Origin of the sequence: Nostoc sp. JL31 (assembly GCF_017114965.1) — a bacterium.
GTDB classification, from domain to species: Bacteria; Cyanobacteriota; Cyanobacteriia; order Cyanobacteriales; family Nostocaceae; genus Nostoc; species Nostoc punctiforme_A.
This window is the reverse complement of record NZ_JABXKO010000101.1, coordinates 1-26,281: the sequence shown is the minus strand read 5'-3', so window position 1 is coordinate 26,281 and position 26,281 is coordinate 1. Positions and strand designations below refer to the sequence as shown.

The 26,281-nt window shown below is 41.2% G+C and carries 22 protein-coding genes, 1 tRNA gene and 2 pseudogenes; 15 read left to right on the top strand and 10 right to left on the bottom strand.

Annotated features, from left to right (window positions below; translation table 11 throughout):
* Window positions 1–74: 74 nt before the first annotated feature.
* On the top strand, window positions 75–659 hold the full coding sequence (locus HWQ43_RS25025) for a Uma2 family endonuclease (protein WP_292738694.1): 585 nt from the start codon (window positions 75–77) through the stop codon (window positions 657–659).
* Window positions 660–677: 18 nt separating this feature from the next.
* Complete coding sequence (locus HWQ43_RS25020; RefSeq protein ID WP_292738692.1) at window positions 678–866, top strand: hypothetical protein; 189 nt, start codon at window positions 678–680, stop codon at window positions 864–866.
* Between the two features lie 81 nt (window positions 867–947).
* Here the strand turns inward: HWQ43_RS25020 and HWQ43_RS25015 are convergent, their stop codons facing one another.
* The 6 genes and pseudogenes from HWQ43_RS25015 to HWQ43_RS24990 form a co-directional block, all read right to left on the bottom strand.
* Entirely contained in the window at window positions 948–1,520 is a 573-nt protein-coding gene (locus HWQ43_RS25015) for a type I restriction endonuclease (protein ID WP_366932904.1), read from the bottom strand.
* Between the two features lie 65 nt (window positions 1,521–1,585).
* Window positions 1,586–3,227 (bottom strand): annotated as a pseudogene (locus HWQ43_RS25010) (AAA-like domain-containing protein).
* A 68-nt stretch (window positions 3,228–3,295) separates the two neighbouring features.
* Window positions 3,296–3,547, bottom strand: coding sequence for a hypothetical protein (locus HWQ43_RS25005; protein ID WP_292738690.1), 252 nt, complete (start codon window positions 3,545–3,547; stop codon window positions 3,296–3,298).
* 189 nt (window positions 3,548–3,736) lie between these two features.
* Entirely contained in the window at window positions 3,737–4,780 is a 1,044-nt protein-coding gene (locus HWQ43_RS25000) for a serine/threonine-protein kinase (protein WP_292738696.1), read from the bottom strand.
* A 128-nt stretch (window positions 4,781–4,908) separates the two neighbouring features.
* The gene (locus HWQ43_RS24995) at window positions 4,909–5,802 is read right to left on the bottom strand and encodes an alpha/beta fold hydrolase (protein ID WP_292738688.1); all 894 of its coding nucleotides are present in this window, start codon (window positions 5,800–5,802) and stop codon (window positions 4,909–4,911) included.
* A gap of 173 nt (window positions 5,803–5,975) precedes the next feature.
* The gene (locus HWQ43_RS24990) at window positions 5,976–6,137 is read right to left on the bottom strand and encodes a hypothetical protein (RefSeq protein WP_292738686.1); all 162 of its coding nucleotides are present in this window, start codon (window positions 6,135–6,137) and stop codon (window positions 5,976–5,978) included.
* A 35-nt stretch (window positions 6,138–6,172) separates the two neighbouring features.
* On the opposite strand from HWQ43_RS24990, the gene HWQ43_RS24985 reads away from it, so the two are divergent.
* On the top strand, window positions 6,173–6,952 hold the full coding sequence (locus HWQ43_RS24985; RefSeq protein WP_292738684.1) for an MBL fold metallo-hydrolase: 780 nt from the start codon (window positions 6,173–6,175) through the stop codon (window positions 6,950–6,952).
* 50 nt (window positions 6,953–7,002) lie between these two features.
* On the opposite strand, the gene HWQ43_RS24980 is transcribed toward HWQ43_RS24985, so the two are convergent.
* Entirely contained in the window at window positions 7,003–8,028 is a 1,026-nt protein-coding gene (locus HWQ43_RS24980; RefSeq protein WP_292738682.1) for a mechanosensitive ion channel family protein, read from the bottom strand.
* 108 nt (window positions 8,029–8,136) lie between these two features.
* Here HWQ43_RS24980 and HWQ43_RS24975 point away from each other — a divergent pair, with 108 nt between their 5' ends.
* From HWQ43_RS24975 to HWQ43_RS24925, 11 genes and pseudogenes are all read left to right on the top strand, one after another.
* Window positions 8,137–9,054 (top strand): histone deacetylase, encoded by a 918-nt coding sequence (locus HWQ43_RS24975; protein WP_292738680.1) that lies wholly within the window; start codon window positions 8,137–8,139, stop codon window positions 9,052–9,054.
* A gap of 71 nt (window positions 9,055–9,125) precedes the next feature.
* Complete coding sequence (locus HWQ43_RS24970) at window positions 9,126–13,604, top strand: translation initiation factor IF-2 N-terminal domain-containing protein (RefSeq protein WP_292738678.1); 4,479 nt, start codon at window positions 9,126–9,128, stop codon at window positions 13,602–13,604.
* A gap of 283 nt (window positions 13,605–13,887) precedes the next feature.
* The gene (locus HWQ43_RS24965; protein ID WP_366932903.1) at window positions 13,888–14,163 is read left to right on the top strand and encodes a carboxypeptidase-like regulatory domain-containing protein; all 276 of its coding nucleotides are present in this window, start codon (window positions 13,888–13,890) and stop codon (window positions 14,161–14,163) included.
* A gap of 147 nt (window positions 14,164–14,310) precedes the next feature.
* Window positions 14,311–14,544: a hypothetical protein gene (locus HWQ43_RS24960; protein WP_292738676.1), complete on the top strand. Its 234-nt coding sequence runs from the start codon at window positions 14,311–14,313 to the stop codon at window positions 14,542–14,544.
* Window positions 14,545–14,855: 311 nt separating this feature from the next.
* Window positions 14,856–14,927 (top strand): annotated as a pseudogene (locus tag HWQ43_RS24955) (hypothetical protein); the annotation flags it as partial.
* 49 nt (window positions 14,928–14,976) lie between these two features.
* A complete protein-coding gene (locus HWQ43_RS24950; protein ID WP_292738698.1) occupies window positions 14,977–15,270 on the top strand; it encodes a hypothetical protein in 294 nt (97 codons plus the stop codon).
* A gap of 64 nt (window positions 15,271–15,334) precedes the next feature.
* Window positions 15,335–17,167, top strand: a complete 1,833-nt coding sequence (locus HWQ43_RS24945; RefSeq protein WP_292738674.1) for a hypothetical protein — start codon at window positions 15,335–15,337, stop codon at window positions 17,165–17,167.
* Between the two features lie 186 nt (window positions 17,168–17,353).
* A complete protein-coding gene (gshA, locus tag HWQ43_RS24940) occupies window positions 17,354–18,493 on the top strand; it encodes a glutamate--cysteine ligase (RefSeq protein WP_292738672.1) in 1,140 nt (379 codons plus the stop codon).
* A gap of 350 nt (window positions 18,494–18,843) precedes the next feature.
* Window positions 18,844–19,305, top strand: a complete 462-nt coding sequence (locus tag HWQ43_RS24935) for a tRNA (cytidine(34)-2'-O)-methyltransferase (protein ID WP_292738671.1) — start codon at window positions 18,844–18,846, stop codon at window positions 19,303–19,305.
* Between the two features lie 793 nt (window positions 19,306–20,098).
* Window positions 20,099–22,408: a peptidoglycan DD-metalloendopeptidase family protein gene (locus tag HWQ43_RS24930; protein WP_292738669.1), complete on the top strand. Its 2,310-nt coding sequence runs from the start codon at window positions 20,099–20,101 to the stop codon at window positions 22,406–22,408.
* Between the two features lie 165 nt (window positions 22,409–22,573).
* Window positions 22,574–22,647: transfer RNA gene (locus HWQ43_RS24925), tRNA-Met, on the top strand.
* A 462-nt stretch (window positions 22,648–23,109) separates the two neighbouring features.
* Here the strand turns inward: HWQ43_RS24925 and HWQ43_RS24920 are convergent.
* The 3 genes from HWQ43_RS24920 to HWQ43_RS24910 all read right to left on the bottom strand — a co-directional run bounded on the left by HWQ43_RS24920 (window position 23,110) and on the right by HWQ43_RS24910 (window position 25,650).
* Window positions 23,110–23,451, bottom strand: coding sequence for a 4Fe-4S binding protein (locus HWQ43_RS24920; protein ID WP_292738667.1), 342 nt, complete (start codon window positions 23,449–23,451; stop codon window positions 23,110–23,112).
* A gap of 13 nt (window positions 23,452–23,464) precedes the next feature.
* Complete coding sequence (locus tag HWQ43_RS24915) at window positions 23,465–25,219, bottom strand: FAD-binding protein (RefSeq protein ID WP_292738665.1); 1,755 nt, start codon at window positions 25,217–25,219, stop codon at window positions 23,465–23,467.
* 248 nt (window positions 25,220–25,467) lie between these two features.
* Window positions 25,468–25,650, bottom strand: coding sequence for a hypothetical protein (locus HWQ43_RS24910; protein ID WP_292738663.1), 183 nt, complete (start codon window positions 25,648–25,650; stop codon window positions 25,468–25,470).
* 185 nt (window positions 25,651–25,835) lie between these two features.
* Here HWQ43_RS24910 and HWQ43_RS24905 point away from each other — a divergent pair, with 185 nt between their 5' ends.
* The gene (locus tag HWQ43_RS24905; protein WP_292738661.1) at window positions 25,836–26,051 is read left to right on the top strand and encodes a hypothetical protein; all 216 of its coding nucleotides are present in this window, start codon (window positions 25,836–25,838) and stop codon (window positions 26,049–26,051) included.
* Window positions 26,052–26,281: the final 230 nt, after the last annotated feature.

The following is a 26,281-nucleotide window of genomic DNA, read 5'->3' as shown; positions in this document are numbered from 1 at the left end:
CCCAGCCATACACAGATACACCCCTCTCATACGAGAAGTAGATTACCATATTTCGGTATTAGTGGGATAGGTTCTTGGAACTTGCCAGCAGATTACCCACCGATGCTTTAACTATCACTAATTACGGTATCTGCACCAGTTTGAATAATCGATTTGTCGTCAAAGCACCAGATTGGGGTTATGTACCATCTATTCGAGTCTCACGAGAAGAAGTGAAGCGCAGTTATACGCCACAACTCCAAGGTGATATTCCCGTAATTGTGATGGAATTTCTCTTAGATCCCGAAGGTGGAGAGTATTCGAGTAAACCTACTTATCCCCCTGGTAAATGGTTTTATTATGAGCAGATTTTACAAGTGCCAAACTATGCCATCTTTGAACCAGATGGCGGAGTTTTAGAAGTTTATCGGCGAGATGATTTAGGAAATTATGAACTGCAAACACCAGATGCAAATAATCGTCACTGGATTGCCGAAATGAACTTGTTTTTAGGCGTATGGCAAGGAAGCCGAGAAAATCGCACAGGTTATTGGTTACGTTGGTGGGATGACAATGGCGAACTATTACTGTGGGGTTTGGAGTTAGCAGCAAAAGAACGGCAGCGTGCAGAGAGATTAGCTGCTCAGTTAAAAGCGCTGGGAGTGGAACCGGAGGTTTAACTCGGAAGTTCGACCTTTTTGCTCGGCCATTGGTGTTCAGAACTCGGAAGTTCGACCTTTTTGCTCGGTCATTGGTGTTCGGAACTCGAAAGTTCGACCTTTTTGCTCGGTCACTGGTGTTCAGAACTCGGAAGTTCGACCTTTTTGCTCGGTCATTGGTGTTTAGAACTTGAAACACCGAGTTCAGAACTGCGATCGCATCTCTAATTTACCAAGCGATCGCTGTTTTTGAATATTAACTCGCCGAAACTAAATAAGCTAGGCGTTTTAACACTTTTACCACAGTATCTAGGTCATCCCCACGATTGAGCGACAGTGTGTAAGATAATTCATATTTGGTGTACCCTGGTTCGTCAACTTAATAAATTGAAATTCTCTACCATTGGTTACAAAACCAAACGTAGGTTTATCATTACCAGGATTAGCCAACATATAAGCTAATGCTTGAGAAATTGCTACCTCTAAAGAATATTCTGCTCGTTTCGCCTCAATAACGAGAACCCAAAATAAAGGATGAAACACCAAGATATCAATACGTCCTCTAATAATTGTGCCTTCGTCTTCAGAAGAAATTCTTACCTCTTCTTCTGAGGCGATGTAAAAAGGCGGTTGATAAAAACCTGCTAGACGCAATAGTGGAGATAGCACCACCATTTTGACTACAGGTTCTAAAATTTGGTAGCGGGATAAATGCAAATATTCTGCCTTGACTTGGTTGAGAGATTGCTTTTCTAAATCACTCAACTCAGGTAAATCTTGCTGCCACTCTAAAAAAAACTGTTCGTTGTCTGCACGTTGTAGCCCAAATTGCTCGATTAGTTGGGCTAAGGTTATCTCTCTTCCTTGAATAAATTGAACCATTGTTGAGCCTTTTTGCTAAATGGTAATTGGAGATGAAAGTCCTATTGCACTCCTAATGTACTTTTTTAATTTTTAAACCCCAAGCGATGCCCAAAATATTGCCTATACAAATCACATAAAGGCACTACTTTATTGCCTTGAAACTTAACTAACCCCATAGTGCGGAGTTTAAACGCTTCAGTTGTGCCTACATCCACGGAGCGATTTGCCATCATCACTTGTTTGACCACAGCCATCAATTCTGCATCCTTTTGCAAATTCAGCCAATGACTACGTAAATGGTCACTATAAGGCCCTTCCTCAGTTACAGCAATTTTATTGCAGATTTTCCAGCGTCATCCTACCACGGGCAATTTCATAAAGTGCTACCCGCACTAAATAAGGATGACCACCCACCAGTGTCATTAATTCTTCAATTTGTAACTTAGACCAATTGAGTCCGTGACGCTGTACCAAGTCTTGTACTTGTGTTTGATTTAAATCTGGCAACTTAATGGGTAAGCCGACATTAAAAGGCGAGTGATTAATATTAAGCTGAATATAATCTTCCTTAGAATGCACAATCACCAACCGGAGATTTTTCCAAACTGTCTCATTCTTTGACCGTTCATGCCAAGCTCGTAGCAATCCAAAAAAATCAGCAGCAATTATGGGATGCTTGAAGACTTCATCTACTTCATCCAAACCCAAAGCTACAGGGCTATTAATGGCGGGTAATAAATACCGTTGAAAGTAATTTGTACATTTATTCTTGCTACCTAAAACACCCTTCCAATACTCGTCTAGCTTCTCTGGTAGATTCAATTCGTAGGTAATGCTGGCACAGAACCACTGCAAAAACTGATCTAAATTGGCGAGAAATTCTGCATCGGCTGACTGGAAATTTACGGGTGCTATCTGATAGTCATGTTGACTAGCATGATGGAGAACCCGCGACATGAGGGAAGTTTTGCCCATCTGGCGGGGAGCTTTGATGCGAATTAAGGCCCCTGGTTGAAGAATCGCTTCATAACAGTCTACCTCAATAGGCGATCGCTCCACATAGAACGCAGAGTTTAGAGATACCTGCCCTTCTGGATTTTCTAAGGAGACTGCTGGTTTTATCTCGGTATCTGGAATAGCTTGGTTAGCAGAGATAGCACCTTGAAGATTGTTCCGGCTTTTCAGCACTGGTGTCGAAGACTCTGGAATACTTTCTAAATCAATCGCGCTACAGCCAAACTCATAAGCATCCTCATAAGACCTGTCAGCACCTAGTGCATCATAAAAGCCTACCGCAAATTTAATCGCGGCGCGATCGCCAATTGCCCGATTCATCCCAACCACACAGTTAATGTGTTGGTAAATAGCCTCAGCTTGCACCTCGCTATAGCAAGCATTTAATAATATACACTCAATTTTGTCTTTAAATAACTTAAATAACCTTGCCAGTGACTCTGTACTCACCAGCTGCATTTCCCCTGTATTATTTTCCAAGGCTAAACCTTGATTTCCTCCACCATGTCCAGAAAAATGGATGATATGAGGATTATGATCTAAAAGCGCACGCCGCAAATCGTCAGGCCGCACCGCCCATTTAGTAACCAGTTCAAACTTATCTCGGCTGCGAGAGCGTTGCAACCCTTCCTGAATTTCCCTTACTTCCTCGTCCAAGCGAAGTTTATCTGTTGTCGTAGGATTGGCTGACACAATCAGGATTTTTTTCACAGCGCTATCAACTATTGAATGCAGGCTTCTGGCTTAGATGTAGTTTACTACAGCAGATAACTACACAATTACTGATAGTGCATTACCGTTAACGAGCCTTTTAGCTCCATTAATGAGTCTTTGAACTCCATTAATGAGTCTTTTAGCCCCATTAATGAGTCTTTGCACTCCATTAACGAGCCTTTTAGCTCCATTAATGAGTCTTTGAACTCCATTAATGAGTCTTTTAGCCCCATTAATGAGTCTTTGCACTCCATTAACGAGCCTTTTAGCTCCATTAATGAGTCTTTGAACTCCATTAATGAGTCTTTTAGCTCCATTAATGAGCTTTTGAACTCCGTTAACGAGTATTTGATACTCAATGCAAATTCCAGCAATTTTCACAAGCATGGAATACACATAATTTTAGGGGCACAATATATTGTGCCCCTACGCGTGTAGTCTATTCAATTGAAAACCGCTGTAATCCTTAGCCAGATGCAACCTAATTAATCTTAATTTCCGATTTTTTATTGGCAACCTGAACTTAAATCAAAGCTTTGACATTCTCTAGCTTCCAACAATTGCCTAACCGTATTACCAGGCTGATAACTTATCAAAGTTCCCGCAACCGCAGCCAGTGTAACAATAGTAGCTAGTCCCAACAAAGTAGCTCGTTTTCTAGATTTGATTGTACTGATGAAAGTATCTATGCCAGTCGCACTACCAATAACCTCAATTGTCCCAAGTGCTTTTAAAGCAATAGCCGCATTAGCATAACGGCGTTTTCGATTACGTTCCACCATTTTCATCAACCACCACCGGAAATGCGGACTGATTTGCGGCACTAATTGCTGGAAATTAAAGCGATAGTTATCATCAATTAATTTGCCAATCTCAACAGAACGGGTATTAGTAAGTAAGCAAATCAACGTTGCTCCTAAACTATATAAATCTGATGCTTCTGTCAGAGAATGACCAAATTGTTCTTCTGGTGGCATAAAACCTGGAGTTCCTGCGATAAAGCTGCTCAGAGCTACTTTCACACCCTGTCTTCTAGCCAATCCAAAATCCACCAAGTAAGCATTCAGTTCTTCATCAACCAAAATATTCTCTGGCTTAATATCCCGATGAATAATTGACGGAACTTGCTTTTGCAGATAAACCAAAATTTCTAAGATTGAGAGAGCAATTTGCTTAATTTCTTCAGGATGAAAGCTGCGTTTTAATCCTAATGATGGGGCATTTTTATATTCTTGTACCAGATAAAAAGCCCCTGGCATTTCAAAAGAGTCTATATAGCGAGGAATGCGGGAATGATTGAGTTGTTGCAAGATTTCTATTTCGCGCTGATATGCTTTTACACCTGATAAATCAGCACCTGCACGAGCAAAACAAAACTCTTTAATTACCACCTGTTGATTAGATTTGGAAACATTAGCTAGATAAGTAATCCGTCCCCCTTCTCGGTTGCGTCCTAATTCGCTGATGACTTGATAGCCAAGTTCTGAAAAATCTGGATGGTGATTTAAGGGAATTACCCTTTTATCTCCATTACGCACATCAAGCTCCATTTCTTCACACACCATACGAGTTTGATTATGTCAAGGCGCAATTAAAAGATTAAGATCAACTCACCCAGATTGTTAGCCCCATTTTTACGTTGCTTGGGCTAAGACATATCGGCAGAAAGGCGAAATTATCACTTTTGCGCTAGCCAATCGACAATCTGGGCATTGACAACATCTGGAACCTCATCGTGAGGACAATGACCGGCATTGGGAATGGGAACAATTTTGATATCTTTGCCATTCTCCCGCGCCTTTTCGTAAATCTTGGCCCCAGTAATTGGTGTCCAAGGATCGTCAGCACCCCAAATTACTAATAAAGGACGTTCTACTTTGGGCAAAAGTTCCTCTGGGCTAGGGCCAGGAGGGGCTGTGAGAATAGATGCGAAGACTTGTTGCGCTCCTGGATCGCAAGAGGGTGTATAAAGTAAATCGACTAATTCATCGGTGACGGCTTCACGGTTCCGGTAAACTTGGTAGAGGGTGCGGCGAATTTGGGCTTTTTGACGGATGCGGTTATAGACAAATTTACCTGTAATTGGCGATCGCACAAACTGATTAAAAGCTGTCATCACCATCCGTAGCGGTGGGTTCAATTCGTGAGGACGATGACTTAACCCACCCGCAGAGTTAATTAAAATACCACCAGCAGCAATTTCTGGATGTTCTACCAGTACAATCAAGCTCAAAAGTGCGCCAATGGAGTTGCCAATAAATACAGCAGGTTCCTGGATGTGTGATGTGCAGAAATCTTTCAGCAGTTCCACCCAAACTTCTACACTGTAATCAATGGGCGCTTTATCAGAACCACCAAAACCCAAAAGGTCTATGGCAAATACCTGGTAGCCAGCATTCGCTAAAACTGGGATATTTTTGCGCCAGTGTCCAATGGAAGCGCCAAAGCCGTGAACCAATACCAAAGGGCGTCCTGTACCCATGACAGTGTACTGAATTTTGTTACCCTGCCAAGTCCAAAAGAATTTTTCAAAGGCATCTTGAGTTGCAAGCGGTTGTGTAGTTACAGTCATTAATAAGATTCATAAAGTGTTTCTTCAAATATAGTAATGTTCTCTGACCGAAATCTGAGTGCTGAGTCCCGCATTTCTCACAAGCTCAAGGCGTTTGATGGAGTAGAAGAGAAGTAATGAGTAATGAGTAATGAGTAATGAGTAAAAACTTCTTACTTCTTACTCATTACTTATTACTTCTCCCCGGCACTTGCACAGCCTTTAAGAGGTGTGGTGAGAAATCCGGGTGAGTGCTGAGTAAAAAAAGCAATAATCACACTCCTAACTCCTAACTCAGCACTCAGCACTGAAATGTAGGTATTGGACTGAGTGCTTACTAAGCAAGCTGACACCATTGATAATGAAGGTAGGCGTTATCTTCACAAAATTTATGTTTTTAACTTGGTTCGACAGCAACTCTTGGTTACTAGAAATTGGTGGGAAACGAATACTGATTGACCCTTGGCTGGTTGGTTCGTTAATTTTCAGCAATTTGGATTGGTTATTTAAAGGTTCGCGATCGCAAAATCGCCCAATACCAGATAACATTGATCTGATCCTGCTGTCTCAGGGTTTAGAAGACCACGCTCACCCACCAACGCTTCAGGTACTCGACCACAGCATCAAGGTTGTAGCTTCTCCCAATGCTGCTAAGGTTGTACAGCAGTTAGGTTATACCCAAGTAACTACTCTTGCTCATGGTGAAAGTTTCACTTTAAATAATCAAATTGAAATCAAGGCTTTCCCCGGTTCTCCCATTGGCCCCACTCTGGTAGAAAATAGTTATCTCCTCAAAGAATTGGCGAGTAGTTTAACTGTATACTACGAGCCTCACGGCCATCATTCTCCACAACTTCAGCAATCTGCACCTATCGATGTAGTGATTACACCGTTTGTTGACATGACGCTACCTTTGCTTGGGCCGATTATTAAAGGACAAAATAGTGCTTTAGAAGTAGTAAAATCATTACAACCTCAAGTAATAATACCTACTGCTGCTGGTGGAGATATAGCATTTGAGGGATTGCTGATGAAATTCATTCAAACTAAAGGAACTGCTGAGGAATTTCGTTCGTTACTTGAGAAAAACAATCTTACGACGCAGGTACTTGAACCAAAACCAGGCGATCGCTTTGAACTACCATTAGAAAAACGAGCATTAGCAATTTAAATTTGAGGACAGATACTGCTTGCCATGTTATTAAACTAACATGGCAAATACTAATTTTTGTCCATAGCTGAATTATCTTGCATATACACTTCTCTAATCGGAAAAGGAATTTGAATTCCTGCTTGCTGATAGCGTTTGTGTAATTTTTTGACAAATAGATGTTTACCAATTCGCTGATCGAAGTATTCACTGACGCGCATATAAAGCGTAAAATCTATACTAAAATCATTAAAAGTATGAAATCTGATATATGGTTCACTATCTTTTAATTCCGGTGCAATTTCTTGCATGACTTCTTTAGCAACTTCTACAGTCACTTTTTCAACTTGTTCTAAATCGCTATCATAACTGACACCCACATCCATTGTTAAAGTAATTTCCTTTGCAGGTAAATGATAATTGGTAAAAATTGCAGAAGACAATTTAGAATTAGGAACAATGACTATATTATTGGAAATTTCTTTAATTGTCGTATTCCGCCAAGAAATATCTATAACATATCCCTCATGTCCAGCATCTAATTTTACATAGTCTCCGGTTCTAACTTGCTTAGAAATAATTAAGTAAAAACCAGAAAACAAATTTGCTAAGGTATCTTGAAGTGCCAAACCAACTGCCAGACCACCAATCCCTAAAGTAGTGATTATCGGTGTAATCTGAACACCCACTGTTTGCAATATGATTAATGTTCCCAAAACTAAAACAGTAATTTTAGCCAGGTTAGAAATTAGTGATGTGGGAACCCCTTCTGCTCTGCGAATAAATAAATTTACAAAACCAGCAGTCAATCTGGCTAAAACTAGAGTTACTGAATATAGCAGTGCGATCGTCAAAAGTTTTTGCAGTACGATCGCAATATCTGGTTTCAAGGGTGCGCTCAGAACTGCCCAAAAAAAACCGGCAATGACAAACCAAATAAATGTCATGCGGTACAGAGAGTGAAATATAATATTACCCCCGGCAATTCGTTTATTATTAACGAATATTTCCAGCTTTTTGAAGATAACTTTTTCACCAATTATTCCAGCCAGTAAGCCAGCTAGAATAAATGTAATCGGTGTAATCCATTCCATCATATCAATTTTAAATTTGAAATTTTAGATTTAGGAGAGCAGCATTTTTGCTGTGATTATGGCTAAAATTTACCTTGTTGTCGGATTAGCTGCTTGAGATTTTCTTTCCTTATGGACTTGCCAATTATTTACCACCCAGATTACATTGCTCCTCTACCTGAAGGACATCGCTTTCCGATGTCTAAATTCCGACAACTCTACGAATTGCTGTTAGCCGATGGTGTAGCGAATCAAGAACAATTTCACACTCCCGAACGTCCACCACCAGAATTTATAGAGTTAGTCCATACCCCAAGCTACGTTCAAGCTTACTGTGAAGGAACCCTAGACCCCAAAGCACAGCGACGCATTGGTTTACCTTGGAGTCCAGCATTAGCAAATCGTACTTGTGTAGCGGTAGGTGGTACGATACTCACTGCGAAACTGGCACTCAGTCAGGGTTTAGCTTGTAATACGGCTGGTGGAACTCATCATGCTTTTCCCAATTATGGATCTGGTTTTTGTATTTTCAACGATTTAGCGATCGCCTGTCGCGTTTTACAAAAATTCGGACTTGTCCAAAAAATTCTAATTGTAGATTTGGATGTTCATCAAGGAGATGGCACAGCTTATATTTTCCAAGGCGACGATAGCGTTTTTACTTTTTCCATGCACTGCGAAGTCAATTTCCCCGGTACGAAACAAAACAGCGATTTGGATGTTCCTTTGCCGGTGGGAATGGAAGATGACGCTTATTTACAAACCTTGGCGAATTACTTATCAGATTTATTGTCTAAAGTCAAGCCAGACTTAGTATTTTATGATGCTGGTGTTGACCCTCATATAGGCGATCGCTTGGGCAAATTGGCTCTTACCGATGCTGGCATTTTTCGCCGGGAAATGCAGGTTTTGAGTACCTGTGTGAATAGCGGTTATCCTGTCGCTTGCGTCATTGGTGGTGGTTATGCTGATGACATGAAATCCCTAGTTTGGCGGCATTCCCTGCTGCATCGCGCCGCCAGTGAAGTTTACCATCAGTACAAACTATAGTCATTTAGTGGGCAATACTATCCCAAATTGTAGAGTTTTAAACACTATTTTGTCGGCAAAGGAAGTACTGGATGAATAACGGCAAACTCAGAATATACGAACTAGCAAAAGAATTGAATTTGGATAGCAAGAAGCTATTAGTAATTTGTGAAAAACTAAAAATTGCAGTTAAAAGCCATACTAGTGCAATCTCAGAATCTGATGCAGAACGCATTCGTGTAGCGATAAATAAACTAACAGCAAAATCCTCGAAAACTAAAACAAACTCTGAAGATTGGGGCTATATGTTTATAGCTTCAGCAATTGATAGCTTTATCCGCCATCTTGAAGGTGAAGCTGCCTTGAAATCATATCCCGAATTTAGAGAGCGGCGCGATCGCGCCAATGAGTTAATGTATGAATGCGTCGGTAAAAAGCCTTCTCTATTTTATGTGCGTCGCAAAGGTGCAGGAAAAGAAGCAAGAGAAGAAATTTGGGATTTGACAATAGCAACAGACAGCAATGATTTTCAGTTACCGACAAGACTTGAGAAGCTCAGAAAAACATTAGGCTTTAGAGCGGCTGTACCAAAAGATGGACGCGGCGGTTTAAAAATACTATCGGCTCAGTTATTACAACCCTCACGGGGACACGCTGATAGCTATGCTATACCTTGTCGCTTACGTTTTCTACCTAATCATCAGCATCATCTCGACATTCCGGCTGCAACATTGAAACGCATCGCAAGCGCACCAGTTTGTGGCGAAAATGTACCCACAGAAGAGCAGCTTAAAGCTTGGAAAGCGTTTTTGCAGATTGAAGAAAAAATTGCGAAAGCACGTCAGTTTTGCGTGCGTTATGTAAGTCATAACTATAACTTCAAAAGACGGATTAGTTTTGAAATAGATGTAGCTTCAGCCACCCTTGACGGCTTTTATCAAAATTCCCTCGAATTAGAAAACTTTTGGGAACGAGCAAGACGCACAAAAAACGAAGATTTAAAGCTTTTTGAAACTGCTCCCGTCGGCAAAAATTGGATTAGCGGTCGTCAATTAGGGACTGTTGAAGAAGTTGACCCCAACCGTTGTATTATCAGCCTCAGATTAGAACGCGACTTAGCTGAATTCATGGCAGCAGAGCGTTATAAGTTACCAGATACAGGATTTTTGTGTTTTGAAGCAGTTGGTGATATTCAGCAGATTCAGCGCAAGAAAAAAGCTTTAGATGATTTGAATAACGGTTACACCCAAAATCCGTATTTGGGTAACTTTTTATTCGAGGCTTCTCAGGCTAGACACATCAAAACAACTGTTGAACTTCAACCACAAGATTTATTATTATCTTCTGCTAATCCTGGTCAGAAAGCAGCAGTGGAAAAGGTACTTGCCGCTAAGGATCTTGTTCTCATCCAAGGGCCACCAGGTACTGGGAAAACTACCGTAATTGCCGAAATTTGCTATCAAATTGCCCTTCGCGGTGGACGCACTCTAATTGCATCTCAAGCCAATTTAGCAGTAGATAACGCCCTGAGCCGATTAGTTCATAACCCAGTGATTCGGGCTATACGCAAGGGTAGAGCCGAAAAAGTTGGGGAAGAAGGACAGCCATTTTTAGAAGACCAAGTGATTGGCAGATGGCTAGAAAATACTGCAACTGACTGTGAAAATAATCTGACTCAACGGCTGGAAAATATCCAAATTTTCAGTCAATTGCTGGCATCATCACAAAGATTTGCAGCCTACTTCCAAGCAGAAGAAGAACTTAATCAGCAACAAACTAAATTCAATAAAAATAAGTTAAAACTAGAGGCTAACTTTAAAAATCAAGAAAAATGTTACAACGAAACTGTAGAAAAACATAACGAGGTTGAATCACTAATTGCAGGATTAGAAAATATATTAAATACTGCACCAAATATCAACTGGGAAGCCTCAGGAGTTACAGATTTTTTGCCACTTCTTAAGCCCTACACAGAAGGTAACAGTTTAGTAGAAGAATTTTTAGCAAATGTTCGTAAAACTATCAAATATACTGATGAACTTGGCTTTGTGCGTCCAGCGCTTGGTGCTTTTGGTTTAGCGGCTTGGTTGCATAAAACTGTAGCAATAGAAATTTCTGGATTTAAAACTTCTTTGACTTATGCTCAAGAGGTAAGTAAAGCCATCTTAGAAGTTGCAGCATCAGTGGAGGTTGTCAAACAAAATTTCGCCTCATTGAATCAGTTACAACCAGATTATCAGCAATATCTTACCAAACTGCAAAATATACAGCAAACAATCCAGATATGGCAAAACCGCCAACGGGAAATAGATTACATTATCTCAGCAGTTAAGGAATGGAAATCTACAGCACCTTCTCATCTCTATCAAACTTTAAAAGAATGTCATCAATCAGGTTTACCACTTACAGAAAATTTAGTTGACTTACCGCTAGGTTTGTTGATGTTTGCTAACACATTGAAACTACCAATAGTACCAAAAACTTATAAAATTAACCTACTTGAATGGGAAGTATTAGCAAAGGCGATCGCTTATGAAATAGATGGAGGTTTTACTGATAGACAGGGGAAACAGCATAATTTCAGCTATTTTTTACAACAAAATTTTAGCCAGATTCCAATAGTGCTATCAAAGAGCGATCGCACTCAATGGCAAGAAACCTATCAACAGTTCAATAACTATCAGCTACTCAACCCCAAACAGCGAAAATTACTAGTTGAGAATACCCAGGTTTTCTTAGTTAGAATGCAACGGACTTATGGTGCATCATGGGAATGGAATAACATTGATTCTACTCTCACCCGTCTTACGGAAGAATTGCTAGATACTATCCTTGCAAATGCGCGTCAATGCGTTTTAAAAGTCAAAACGGAAACTGAACAACAGCTTCAGCATCTGCAACGACAATTAAATGAACTTCAGAAAAAGGAAGTTAGCCAACAGCAAATATCTATTACTCAAGCTGAGGTGGAAAAAGCACAGCAAGATGCTAATTCCCAACTTGGAATAGTTATTAATATCTTGCAAGAACTTAATCAAAAAAATATCCCTGCTCAATTACGTATTCTAGTTGAAAAATATCTTGCAACCCAATCAAACATTTGGGAGCAACCCCAAGAATTTGCAAATCAAGTAAATTACTGGGAAACTTCTATCAGTCAGCTTGAAACCTTAATCTCATCATTAGAACCTTTTGCTGTGCTAGAGATAATTAAAAATTCTCTAAACGAGCATTTATCAAAGCTACAAGAAGAAACTGCAAACTCTCTAGCGCAGCTTCAAAAATTACAAATTAGTCTACGCGAAATAGAACATAAATTACAACCACAGCCATCAGAAAGTTTAATAGAAGAAAGAAGCTGGTGGTTGACAGAATGGCAAAGAATACCGGATAAATTTAAACCAGAAAAATTTGCTAATGACTTGTTTAATATAGAATTATTACGTAGTATAAATATTAGCTTTGGATCTTGGCAACAGCAACTACAAAAAGACGAAACTTATCTCAATAAATATCAGAATTTTGTTCAAGATTGGATAGGAAAATTAAGAGAGCCAACTGAAGGCGATCGCGACGATTTAAGGCGCATATATTTAGATAATGCAAACGTCGTCGGTATCACCTGTGTTCAAGCTGCAAATAGAGGTTTTTCGGAAGAATTCAAATCATTTGATGTCGTTATCATTGATGAAGTTAGTAAGTGTACTCCACCAGAGTTACTAATCCCAGCTTTGAAAGGCAAAAAGTTAGTCATGGTAGGCGATCATCGGCAATTACCACCCATGCTTGATACCAGCACTATAGAAGAAGTTGCTCAAACAATGGGTAATACAAGAGATGAACTACAATTCTTAGAAGAATCATTGTTTAAAAGTCAGTTTGAATCTGCTGATGAAAGCATCAAACAAATGCTAACTACACAATATCGAATGCATCCATTTATTATGGGAGCAATCAATCAGTTTTATGAGGGTAAATTAGAATCTGGGATTTTGGAGCCTGATACAAAACGCGCACATCATCTAGCAGGCGAAATTATCCAAGAATCTCAGCATCTTCTCTGGGTAAAAACGCCTATAGAGAATCAGTTTTTAGAGCAACGAAATGGAACTTCATACTTTAATACTCAAGAAATTGATGCGATTGAACGTCTGTGTCAACAATTCGAGGCTACCTGGGCTTCTAAAGTTGCTAATGGTGAACCAAAAAAAGAAATCGCCGTAATTACATTTTATGGCGCTCAATTAAGAAAAATTGATGAACGTCTGCAATCTGAACTTTTCCCTTCGCTAGAAATTCGTACTGGTACAGTAGATAGATTTCAAGGAATGGAAAGACCTGTTGTAATTGTCAGTATGGTTCGCAACAATAGTAAAGGAGATGTAGGATTTGCGAAGAAACCAGAACGGGTAAATGTTGCTTTTTCCCGTGCTCAAGAACTCCTGATAATTGTGGGTTGTCATAATTTATTTACCCATCAATCAGGTAAAGTCGGAAGTATGTATTCTGAAGTTTCAAATATTGTCAGTCTTCATGGAGGTTTTGTTGATGTTTCTCGCCTCTTCAGCTAAACATATTGATGACAATCTCAATATCGCAAAGATACGATAAATCGCCATCAAGACGAAAGGCTGATTATTGTAGAGACGGCGATTCATCGCGTCTTTTGCCTTAACCAAATAGTATTGGCATATATCGCACGAATATACGGATGCAAAAAACCTAAATTTGATAAACCGTAACTTGGGCTAAATATTTTCATGCAATTTACTATCACCAGCAGGTTTACCGCCTGATTGGCAGGCTGCGGCTGAATCCTTAGCCGTTGATGTGATTGCTGACAGTTATACCCCTATGATGATTCCGCTAATTCGTTCTTACACGCGATCGGGGGTAATCACGGATACTCAAGGTCAAGCGATCGCAGGCGCACGGGTCGAAGCTATACAACCAGATCGGGGGACTCGGCGTTTTTCTGTTACCAACGGTGCTGGAGTCTATTATTTAGAAGGCTTGCCCCAAGGTAAATACGCTCTAAAAATTAACGGTAAATCTGCTGGTAGCATGAAATTGGAAGAGTCTTCTGAAGCATTCCAAGAGCTTAATTTACAACAGCCGTCAATTCCCTAAGAGACTTCCAAAAAATAAATTATCCCAAATTATATTTATATTAGGGTAGCACAGTTAGCTGTCCTACCCAACCGAGAAGTATTAATACACCATGCATTTCTGGAAAAGACATTGTGGCAGGTGTAGTCAGAAAGCAACTATCACTTGATGCTCAATTTAGCTCAAGGGGGTCTAATGATTGATCGCTTTTTGAATCTAATTTTTATCGATTCCTTCGCTGTAGTAATTAACCTGACGTTTGGTACATTACTTCGCACTAAAATCTGCAATTATTCATGGGATGGAGTTGTAAATGATGAACTTTCAACACCAGAAAGTAACGTTAGTTCTTCTGAATCTTCACCATCCTTAGAAGAGGTAGAAACCACTCCTCTTCCATGAAGCCCGACTGCTGTAGCGATTCTCATTTGAATGAAATAAGGCTTGCTTAGGGGCGTACATCTGTGCGCCTCTATGAGAATCTATGTTTATCTGTGGTTAATTATATTGATTGTCACAAGCAATAACTAGAATTTTAACGGGAATACGGTAAAATCCAGAGGAACTTTTATTGTTATCAACGCAGGTTAAGGATGGAAGCAAATTTTCTGACATCTGTTTTTCTGCCCTTGGCTCTATTATTATCATCTTAGGTATGGGGTTAATCCTTGACCCTAGAGGACTTCAAGCGAGTTGTAACCTATCCCAAAGCGGTGGTGATTGGCTTAGTGGCGCAGTTGATCGTGTTGCCGATTGTGGGCTTTGGCATTGCGTCAGTATTTCCCCTTAACTCACAATTAGCAGTAGGTGTGATGATTTTAACAGCCTGTGCCGGTGGCACTACAAATAGATGTGGGGTGGGCAACTCTAGTTTTGAATGTGGTTGCAATGGCTTTAGGTTTTGCGATCGCAACTTTAACCCGATTAGGAGAAAAACGCGTTACGGCAATTACAGTAGAAGTAGGAATTCAAAATGGGACTTTAGCAATCGCGATCGCTTCTACACCTACGCTGCTGAATAGTACTATAATGGCTATTCCTGAGGCAATTTATGGTCTACTAATGTTTGTGACTTGTGCTGGATTTGCTTGGTGGTCTAGTCGTCGCCAAAGGTTGTTGAAAGCATAAAATTACTTTGCCTTATGGGTTACAAGTATTTGTATAAATTGAATTATCCAATCTTGTTACGTTGATGTTTCTAGCCTCTTCTGCTAAACCGATTGATGACAATCTCAAAAATGTTGTAGACGAAATTGAAGCGCCAAATCCGAGTTTATCAGTTTTAGCAGCGCGTCAATTCCGTTATAGTTTGCATCAAACTCCGGTAGAAGTGAGCATCAAAGAACCACGCCAGTTTAACGTACTCGAAGAATTTATCATCCGCGCTGCTATTGAATTTCAACCTCCGCCAACAGAGGATGAATTAGCCTCTATACTTGGGCTTGATTCTGTATTTATTAAAACCACTACTACAACTCTTCGTTCCTTACAAACTCTATTCGCAACATCGCCACTAACAGTTACTCCTGAAGGACGTTCATTTTATGAAAAAGGATCTGTACCACAGCCGCCATATCCTATACAAATTTATGCTATTACAGACCCTTTAAGCGACAAGATAACCTTTCAATCTGAATCCTTAAATGAGACAGTAATAAATTTGCCTGATTTGGCAGACTTTATAACTATTGATAATACAATTGCTGATATTGCTTCCTTACCTCTTGAGGAAATCCAAAAAAGTATTCAAGCTTCAGGTTTAACACTTCATTTACCAGAAGAGGGTAAAATTGTCACTTCCTCTAAGGTACTAGCTTCGACTCAAAAAATTTGGAGAAAGATATCGCTTTTCGTTATCTTTGATGCTCTTGAGAATAAATTGAGTATCCAAATAAGAAATGGAAAGCAAATTTTAGAGTCAGCATCAAATTGGTTAGAAGTTATACACGCTGAAGCTAAAATATCCTTGCAAGGGTTATGTAAATTATCAACCGAAACCATCAATTTTGAAAGTGAAGCTATTCTCAGGCAGAAAAATACTGAAATAGAAGCTAGACTCGAAAATATTCGCCAAAAGGCGCTAAAGTCTGCCACAGTAAAAAATGTAAAAATAGATAATTATACTGGGTTAGTTGAAGCTGTACAGTTACGCGATGGACAAATTAGCCAAGCTTTTTCAGAAGTTTTAAATTTGGCTAAACATCAGATACTAATTTATTCTCCTTGGATAAATCAGGTAGTTGTAAATGATAAATTTATTACTCTGATACAGAAGTTAGCTAATCGCGGAGTTTGGATTTTAATTGGACATGGCATTGCGCAGCGACAAGAAGATGAAGATAAACCAATTCCACCAGAAATAGAGAAAAAACTTCGAGCGATAAAAACACCTGATGGTTTACCATCTGTACAGGTTTTGTGGTTGGGAGATTCTCATGTCAAAGAAGTAATAGTTGATCGAGAAATTTATCTTTGCGGCTCTCATAACTGGCTATCTTATCGCGGCAATTACCTACCACTAGGCGAGTCAGTTTATAAAGTTACAATTCCCCTTCAAGTCCAGGAAGCTTATGAATTTCTCGCTAATCGCTTCCAAAATCACGCTCAAAAATTATGGCAAAATACTCTAGAAAACCGCAATTATGAACTGGCTGTAGAGTCTTTATGTGTGTGGGGTGCGTTAGGTATGGAAGATATTGCACTCAAAGAGATACAGACAAATAATTGGTTTGAACTTCTGCCTGTATGGTTGAATGTAGCGCTACAGGGATTAAAGTCGAAAAACCTATCAGGTGATTCAGCAAGTTTCAAAACTGCACTTTCGTTGCTGAGTCAAGTTTCTATTGAAGAGGCTTTTATTGAGTTATTGCAACAGAGATGGCGGAAAGTTATCGGCGCGATCGCAATTAACAATCCCGAAACTGCTTTAAACTTACTTAGTGATGAAGTATGGGCGCAATTTATACGTCTCAATATTGTTCAAGACAGTGATTCACCCAATGATTTTATTTTGTACCGTACTTAACCTACACTAGGATATTTTTCATACTTCAATAGTAAGATTTATCGGAAGCCAGCCCAGAAATATGCCTCTTGATTTCGCGGGGATTGGCAATTAAATGATTCTTAACCTTTGATTGACTTAAAGATAGATCCAGAGATTCGTCTTGTTCGATACAATTTATAGGTAGAGAGAGCCGAGGAGAACAAGGTGGTCTTATTAAAAGGCTTTGAGATTGAGATGTACACAGGCACGCCTCAAGGTGAAATCGTCGGTCTCTCCGACAAAATTGTTGCGGCTTTGGATGGATTTATGCGCGAACCAGATAGCCGCAACGTCGAATACATAACTCAACCATCCCTTAATTACGAAAATTTATTGTGTGCCTTGCTGCGTCCCCGGCGGGAGGTGCGAAACTACCTCAATCGTTTGGGCGATTACACCCTGATACCGGGGAGTACTTTATCTTTGGGTGGGAGCGATCGCTTTCTCCGTTCCGATCCAGCAAACCCCTATCATGATTACATTGAGAATACCTACGGCACGAAAGTAGTTACCGCCAGCGTACACATAAATATAGGCATCAGCGACCCAGAAGTATTAATGCGGGCATGTCGAGTCATTCGTATGGAAGCGCCCCTATTTCTCGCCCTCAGCGCCTCATCTCCCTTCTTGGATGGCAAAGCTACTGGCTATCACTCTACCCGTTGGGGGGTCTTCCCACAAACGCCTAGCCGTGTCCCCTTATTTGCCAGCCACGCCGATCATATCCAGTGGGTGGAAGATCAACTCGTTGCCGGAACCATGCAAAATGTGCGGCATCTGTGGGCATCGGTGCGACCAAATGGCGATCGCCGTCCTTATGACTTGAACCGCCTAGAACTGCGAATTTGCGATTTAGTTACAGATCCTATTGCCCTACTGGCGATTACTGCTTTATTAGAAGCGCGTTTGTTGCAAATAATCGAAAATCCCAGCATCGATCCGTTAACCCAAAGTACTTTCTCTGCTGAAGAACTTATTACTCTGACAGCTGACAACGAAGCTGCTGCTGCTGCTGGTAGTCTCGATGCTCAGTTGAGACATTGGCAAGATGGTAGAAGCATCGTAGCAAGAGATTGGATTGCTCAAATGTACCAAGATGTTTGGGCGATCGCCAAGCAACAAGGTTTTAGCTGTTTCCTTTCCCCTTTGCACAAAATCCTCCGCGAAGGCAATGAAGCTCAACAGTGGTTGCAATTACACGCAGTCGGTTTTGATACACAGCGCGTCATCACTCAGGCTATTATCGCCACCCAAGAGCGTGAAATCGAACTTGAAGACAAATTATGTTCGTCTCTGCTGGGTTAACTCAAAAGGCATTGGGGATTGGGCATTGAGAAAACACTTTGTTTATCCCCTTATTCCCTTACTTGCTACTCCCAACTCCCGTCTTCATACAAATGGTAGATTTTATTGCAGCCAGTACCAGTCCTAAAAGACACAAGTACTTACCTTTTCTACACAAAACTTAATATTTACCGATTGTAGCCAAATATTCTCTCAGGCATTGCTCTGGGATGATTTTTACTTCGTTTTAAAAATCTAATCGATAGATGATGCTTGATTATTATTAACAAAACCTATGAATAGCCTCTACCTTTTGGTAGATTTAACATTGACAATAAATTGTTTTATACAATACTTAAATGATACGGATAATGCCTCAGGTAGTTTTAGTTAACCCGCAGATACCTCCTAATACAGGTAATATTGCCCGTACTTGTGCAGCTACGGGTACAGAGTTGCATTTGGTGGGGCCTTTGGGGTTTGAAATTAGCGATCGCTACCTCAAAAGAGCTGGCTTAGATTACTGGCCTTATGTCAAACTACACTATCACGAATCTCTAGAAGCCTTTAAAACCGTACATCAAGGGCGTGGCGGTAGATGGTTGGGTTATACGGTTGGTGGAAAGTGTAATTATGTAAGCTTTAAGTTCCAACCTGATGATTGGCTACTGTTTGGTAGTGAAACCACGGGCTTACCACCAGAAATTCTGTCAGATTGCAATGCTACCCTCTATATTCCCATGAGCCAACCGGGGGTTCGCAGCTTGAATCTGTCAGTGAGTGTAGCAATTGGCTTATTTGAAACCCGTCGTCAGTTAGGCTATTTAGAATAGTTGCTTACATTCACGATCATAAGTGTATTTACTTATAACCTTTCCAGAAACCTATTAGACGATTTATTTGTGATTGCAAAAATTTTCTTGGTGACAGCAAGAATATGTAAAACAATATACCGAAAATTGAATTTATTCGTAAAATGTAGTGGAAGATACTTACAAGTATAGTAAGGTTATTATAAGAAATTTGTATATGAAACTTGGGATATTGCCAAATTTGAATGATAGATTTTGATGAATTTAAAACATCCTAAACTAGGAACGAAATTGCTAAAATCCAGTCATGTCTTACATTTGAGCTATTTTGGCTCAATGAAGGACAGAAATCATCCCAAAAGTAGCCGATAGTTAATACGGTTGTTTTTTAGGGAATAATCAACGTAAAGTCTCGTGTTGGGAAGACGGATGGGGTAGAAATATCTTGAAGATATCTACAGCAGGGGGCATAACTTTTCCAGAAGTCGCCGCAATTTAATTTTCAGCAGCGACTTGGACTTGGCAAATAGTTTGTCCAGTCCCCGCGATTGACGCAAGACAAGCGCGGATAATGGTTAAAGAGTAATAATCGTCCTAAGTGGTGTTAGGAGTGGTTCGGACAAGTAAACACAGCAAAATTTAAGTTTTGCTAACAGATGTGAACTTGTCTAAATCAGAGAAGCAGGTTAATCTTGCGTAAGCATCTCTGGTGAATGTGATCTCGATCTATCATTTGTTGTGATCTAAATCATTGACTAGTATCCAACTGAAAAATCGAGGTCAGTTAAGCGCTAGTGATCATAGGAGGTCGTCTTTGAAACGAGCATTGAAAAAGAGAGTAAAAGCTGTGTTGAACAATACCCCCAGCAGCGATGATGCCCCGGTAGAACTGCTAAATGTGATGAATCCAAAAGTTAACAGCCGGGTGCGGACAAAAGCGGCGATGATTGGCTTGGCAATCTCTATGGGAGCAACCAGCCTTTTGGTGACTCGACAAAGCGATCAAGCCCAAGCAGCGGTGCCAGTAGGCAGCCAAAAGGCAACGTCAACTATTCCTGCTGTTCCTGACACCGAGGTGAAATTCGCCTCCACTAAGCTGGAGTCCCAAGCAGTCTCAGCAGCGAGCGTGCCGGAAAATCCTGTAATCGTGGAACCAACGGCAGTCTCACAAGTGCCTGGGCTTGAAGCTAAATGGCAAGTCGCGGCAAGTGGAATATCTTTGCAAATTCCTGCATCAAACACGTTTTCTCAAACAAACGCAGGTTATAAAAATTCCACTTACCTGAAGCCCAAAGTGGCACAGGGATTGAACAATACCTTAGCCGAAACTAGTTTTCCAACAGTCAATAATCTGACTGACTATAGTGCTGATGGTGTTAATAGTACAAACGCATCACTAACTGCCCAACCACAAACAGTGGCAACATCTGGCGCAGTCAACAGTGAAATAAATGCACAACTTAAGGCGCAACAAGAGTTCGCACTAAATCGCTTACAAGAAAAATCGAACCGTTTAAGAAAGAGTCTGGCGCAGTTACAGTCTGGAGAGACCAAAAATTTATCACAAGCTGATATAGAATTGGCGCAGCCGACAACTGTCGTTGAGAAGACTGCATTAGCAGCCCAGTCAGAGACTTCTAGCGATGCAAGCCAAGCGAACCTGATATCGACGTTAAAACAGAAGACACAGACAAGTGCATCTGTACCAGCGGCGCCAATAGTGATTGCCTCCTCGACACATACAGCTTACGAAGTTAAACCTGGAGATACACTAGCAGCGATCGCCAGCAGATACAACACTTCAGTACCAGAACTAGTTAAAGCAAATAACCTCAATAATCCCAATGAACTGCGAATTAGTCAAAAACTAGTTATTCCTGCTGTTCAAATTCCTGCTGTTCAAGCTGAGGCAACTGTAGCGAGTCAGCCCACTCTTGTAGAGTCTAGCAAAACTCCAAAGGTAGCTACCTCCCCTTTGAATATTGGTAGTGCCAACTCATATCTACCTAGTTTATCATCACCAACTATTGCCGATAACAGTAGCGTTGCCGTCCCTACACCGGTAACTGTACAGGTTCAGGCGAATAGTGCGACCGCCTTAGAAACTGCTCCTCTGCCTACAGCTAAATCTTATGGCGTCGGTGGTGAAAATCAAGTGCCACAAACTTTTGCCGAAATGCAACAGTTTAAAGCACCAACAAATAGGGTAGCAAGGGTCAACAATAACAATAATGACCGTTTGCGGGGCTTACAAGCGGAAATCCAGAGGTTACAGCAGAAATATCGCGCTCAACAGTCTGGTAATTTAGTTGTGCCAGCAGCCGCGATCGAAGCAAATAATGCTGCTATGCTCACTCCTATTTCTACGCCCAATAATTTCAGTGTACCTAACCCTGCATCTAGACCAAATAGTGTAGCAATACCAATTCCAGTCCCGACACCGATTCGGGCTAACTATAGCGTTCAGCCAATTAAATCCCAATTCCGTACTACTGTACGCCCTACCGAAGCAGTAAACCCAGAATTCTTGCCTAATCTAGGTTCTGCTAGCCAGTGGACTCCCTCTCGCACTCAATCTGCCACAAGGATTGCAACGCCTTCTGGAAGAGTAAATGCCTCTGACTCCTTAGGAAAGATGCGAGGAACCACAGTTTCTCCACAGGTATTACCGCCTTTGGCAGCAGTGGATCAATATCTTCCCAGACCCATTGACGAACTTACACCTCCTCCATCTTCCTCAACCTTAGCTTACACCTGGCCAGCAAAGGGCACCCTTACTTCTGGCTATGGCTGGCGCTGGGGTAGAATGCACAAAGGAATTGACGTTGCTAACTCCACTGGCACACCAGTTGTCGCCTCAGCTGAGGGGACGATACAAAAAGCTGGCTGGAACAATGGTGGCTACGGCAACCTCGTCGAAATCCGCCATCCTGATGGCAGCACGACTCGCTATGCTCATAACAGCAAGATTCTGGTGCAACCTGGTCAGGCAGTACATCAGGGAGAAACAATTGCTTTAATGGGTACCACTGGTCACAGTACTGGGCCACACACCCACTTTGAAATCCATCCATCAGGTAAAGGTGCTGTTAACCCGATAGCTATGTTACCGGAACGCCTATAATTCTTGGCTGTCTGTAACTAAATTATTGCCTTGTTAGTTGAGGGAGTCTCCTCCCTCTTCTGCTTTCTATTACCTCAATAGGGATGAAACTTCTAACAAAATTGCAAAAATGGCTAGTCTTGAGCGAATCTCTATGCTATATTAATTAATGATTTGGAAAAACATGGCTCAGTAGCTCAGTTGGTTAGAGCACGGGACTCATAAGCCTGGGGTCGTTGGTTCAACTCCGACCTGAGCCACTTTAAAAGTTAATCTATATAAGGGTTTCAGCTTCTGTACATTGGTGGTCATGGAAGCTGAATCTTTGTTTTAACTCTCCTTTGAATATCCAATGACTATCCAATGACTATCCAAAATAGTCATTGGATTACCATGAAAGTTGGTATTGAAGTATCTAAGGTTATCTTAGATTAAGATTTCCTAGAGCTTTATTTAATGACAATCAGAAATACTTATCATTAAATCTAACTGACACTCTTGAGAATAAAGTTGCTGCTGAGATTCAGGCACGACGAATAGAGTTAGATATCCTAGCTGGTTATTTTGACCCTACCCTTGCCAAATACAAAGCTGACCACACCGCTACCCCTAAGAAACAAAAGGTATACAACCTACTTGAGTTATGGGAAAAGTATACTCAGTTTAAAAGTGGTCAAGTACAGGAATCAACTCTTGCCCGTGACTACTCATTAATACTGAAATTAACTTTGATAGGGGCGCGGTAGTTGGCGTAGTTTATAAGCAGTATCTAATTCACTATTGTTTTTTCTGCCATATCCCCAACCTAAGATGCGACGATATTCACCCATGATGCCACTTTCAATTAAATCATCCTCATTGACTGCAACATTGGTGTGAGATTCAGGCGCAACATAGAGCGCATCCGCAGGACAATATGCTTCACACATGAAACAAGTTTGACAATCTTCCTGGCGGGCGATCGCAGGTGGCTGGTTAGGTACGGAGTCAAAAACATTAGTAGGACATACTTGGACGCACAGATTGCAATTGATACAGAGTTTATGGCTGACAAGCTCGATCATGATTCTGCTCCTACTACAACTTTGATACAGAGGGTGTGGTTTGAGTGGTTAGTGCTGGTGGTGTAGCGATGGCATCCTTAATCCAATCACGCCTTACCCAAAGTCTTTCTAAGCCGCCGGTTGCTTGGTAATAACGCTGATTTGGATCGGTTTCGGGATAGTCCACACGAATATGTTCGCTGCGGGTTTCCGTGCGGTGTAAAGCACTAAAATATGCCCATCGCGCTACAGACGTCAGAGCAGCCGCTCGACGAGAAAATTCCACATCGCGCACTGTATCTTGTTTTGGGTTCTTTTGTACTTGCTGCCACAGCGTTTCTAATTTGGCGAGGGAATCCAGAAGTCCCTGCTCAGAACGCAAATAATTCTTCTCTAACGGAAACATCTGGTCTTGTACGCCGCGCACGATCGCCTCACTATCGAATGTTTCAGAAGATGAGCTATGCTCCGCCGTAGGCAATGGCGTTCCGCCCACCGTAGGCGATCGCAATCCGGCTTGACCAGTAGGACGTGCAACCCGTTCATTTGCTTGAGCGCCCAGACTTTTCGCAAAGGTAGCCGCCCCAACTCCAGCCCATTGCCCTGTGGAAATTGCCCAAGCAGCATTGGGGCCACCGCCTCCAGAAGCTAAACCGGCTAGAAACTCCCGCGATGCTGCATCACCGGCGGCGTAGAGTCCAGGAACCTTTGTACCGCAACTATCATCCGTCAAACGGATTCCACCTGTACCACGGACTGTACCTTCTAAAATTAGTGTTACAGGCACTCGTTCAGTATAGGGGTCAATGTCAGCTTTTTTATATGGTAGAAAAGAGATGAAATGAGACTTTTCAATTACTGCTTTGACTTCAGGTGTGGCTTTATCCAAACGGGCATAAACGGAGCCTTTCAAGAGGGCATTGGGAAGGAACGATGGATCGCGACGACCATCGATATAGCCACCAAGATCGTTACCTGCTTCATCGGTGTAACTAGCCCAGCCAAAGGGAACACCCCGCGTCACTGTGGCATTAAAAGCGGTCGAAATTGCATAGTGATTGGAAGCTTCCATACTAGAGAGTTCGCCACCAGCTTCTACTGCCATCAGCAGCCCATCACCGGTATTAGTATTGCACCCTAATGCTTTACTCAAGAATGCACAACCGCCATTCGCTAAGACTACTGCACCAGCACGAACGGTATAGTTACGATGATGTTGCCTCTGCACACCTCTTGCCCCAGCGACTGAGCCATCGTCAGCCAACAAAAGTTCTAAAGCCGGACTTTGGTCGAAAATTTGCACACCAACACGCAAGAGGTTTTTGCGAAGTACCCGCATATATTCAGGGCCATAATAACTCTGGCGCACAGATTCCCCATTTTCTTTAGGGAAACGATAGCCCCAATCTTCTACTAAGGGCAAACTGAGCCAAGTTTTTTCGATCACACGCTCGATCCAACGTGAGTTAGCGAGGGTTTTTCCTATGCGATAACGCTCCGATAAAACTTTGTCCCAATTCTCTGGAGAAGGGGCCATAATGCCGTTACCACTAGCAGCAGCAGCACCACTCGTACCCAGAAAACCTTTATCAACAATGATGACTTTGACTCCTTGGGATGCGGCTGCCCATGCTGCCCATGCAGCGGCAGGGCCACCACCAATTACCAGCACATCAGCAGATAGTTGTAGTTCATTTTCTGTTAGCAATTCCTTTTCTCCTTTTTGGCAGTCACATATTTCTTTGCCACTGTGAGCGGCTTCTACAGGCAAAAATCCACTTGCCTGCATTTTAAGCACCACTTAATTTGTCATCGGTGTCATTTTCGACAATGAGCTACTATTACTGGCGTGTTTTGCTCATCTGCTTTTTTGTCTATAAAATTGCGTTAGTGGTAGCTATACCAGAGGTCTCGCTGATTTGTCCGACTAAATTATGCAGTAGATAGAGTTTGCATAATATATACAAAGAGTGTACGGCAAATTACAGTGAATATGATACTCTAATTGTTAGTTTATCAAACATTAAGTCTTGCAAGTTAATTTCTTATCTGGTTGAAAAGGTGCTGTGCGACTAAGGTTGCGACATATCCTAAACGCTCTGCTTTTAATACTAGCGATCGCGTGCGTTCATAACTAGTATCAATCGGTTCATCTGGCGCATTGAGAGGGCCACAGTTACCTCCAACAGGGGCCCAAATACCGTAGTGTGGTTCTGACATTCTTGCCTCCAAATTAAATGGGGACTAGGGAGATACAGAATCTAGATACCTCCTTGTTTTTTATCTTTATCTATGCAAATCTCATAGTATCATACGGTAACTCTACTGATTTAACGTATTATTATTCTAGTTGCAAAAATAAAGTATGTTCAAAAACATGGCTAAGTACCCTGGTGTGGGAAGCAATGGCGGTACAGCATAAGTACACCTCTCACATTCCCAAAATAGCGATCGCAAGCAATCCTTACCTTCGGGATCATTGGCAGTTGAGTCAAAAAGCTATTGGTATTGAAATTGATGATTTACCAGTACTTTATGATGCTTGGCGGCGAGAGGTTCTTTCTTACTTCTTGGATATCCCTATATCTAGACTACCCAAACTTGTGAGTGTGAATGATTGATGATAAAAAACTGCCCTTTAAGCTTTAATTTGAAACAAGCTCCCAAACAAGGAACGATTAACCTCTGAAGTTTACCGTGATAATACAATTAATTTTTCATATTTTCTAAGATTATAAATATTACTATTTTATTGACAAATAGTAATATTTATAATTAAAAAATTAATTTCGTAATAACTATATAGCATTTCTCAGTCTGGTAAAGTACAGTAACAAGAATGGGTAAACCA

Bases quoted from the DNA above. Each gene is read 5' to 3' on its own strand.
- HWQ43_RS25015 (WP_366932904.1), bottom strand. From the start codon at position 1,520: ATGGTTCAATTTATTCAAGGAAGAGAGATAACCTTAGCCCAACTAATC.
- HWQ43_RS25005 (WP_292738690.1), bottom strand. From the start codon at position 3,547: ATGGAGCTAAAAGACTCATTAATGGAGTTCAAAGACTCATTAATGGAG.
- HWQ43_RS25000 (WP_292738696.1), bottom strand. From the start codon at position 4,780: ATGGAGCTTGATGTGCGTAATGGAGATAAAAGGGTAATTCCCTTAAAT.
- HWQ43_RS24995 (WP_292738688.1), bottom strand. From the start codon at position 5,802: ATGACTGTAACTACACAACCGCTTGCAACTCAAGATGCCTTTGAAAAA.
- HWQ43_RS24990 (WP_292738686.1), bottom strand. From the start codon at position 6,137: ATGGTGTCAGCTTGCTTAGTAAGCACTCAGTCCAATACCTACATTTCA.
- HWQ43_RS24985 (WP_292738684.1), top strand. From the start codon at position 6,173: ATGTTTTTAACTTGGTTCGACAGCAACTCTTGGTTACTAGAAATTGGT.
- HWQ43_RS24980 (WP_292738682.1), bottom strand. From the start codon at position 8,028: ATGATGGAATGGATTACACCGATTACATTTATTCTAGCTGGCTTACTG.
- HWQ43_RS24975 (WP_292738680.1), top strand. From the start codon at position 8,137: ATGGACTTGCCAATTATTTACCACCCAGATTACATTGCTCCTCTACCT.
- HWQ43_RS24970 (WP_292738678.1), top strand. From the start codon at position 9,126: ATGAATAACGGCAAACTCAGAATATACGAACTAGCAAAAGAATTGAAT.
- HWQ43_RS24965 (WP_366932903.1), top strand. From the start codon at position 13,888: ATGATGATTCCGCTAATTCGTTCTTACACGCGATCGGGGGTAATCACG.
- HWQ43_RS24960 (WP_292738676.1), top strand. From the start codon at position 14,311: ATGCTCAATTTAGCTCAAGGGGGTCTAATGATTGATCGCTTTTTGAAT.
- HWQ43_RS24945 (WP_292738674.1), top strand. From the start codon at position 15,335: ATGTTTCTAGCCTCTTCTGCTAAACCGATTGATGACAATCTCAAAAAT.
- HWQ43_RS24935 (WP_292738671.1), top strand. From the start codon at position 18,844: ATGCCTCAGGTAGTTTTAGTTAACCCGCAGATACCTCCTAATACAGGT.
- HWQ43_RS24920 (WP_292738667.1), bottom strand. From the start codon at position 23,451: ATGATCGAGCTTGTCAGCCATAAACTCTGTATCAATTGCAATCTGTGC.
- HWQ43_RS24915 (WP_292738665.1), bottom strand. From the start codon at position 25,219: ATGCAGGCAAGTGGATTTTTGCCTGTAGAAGCCGCTCACAGTGGCAAA.
- HWQ43_RS24910 (WP_292738663.1), bottom strand. From the start codon at position 25,650: ATGTCAGAACCACACTACGGTATTTGGGCCCCTGTTGGAGGTAACTGT.
- HWQ43_RS24905 (WP_292738661.1), top strand. From the start codon at position 25,836: ATGGCGGTACAGCATAAGTACACCTCTCACATTCCCAAAATAGCGATC.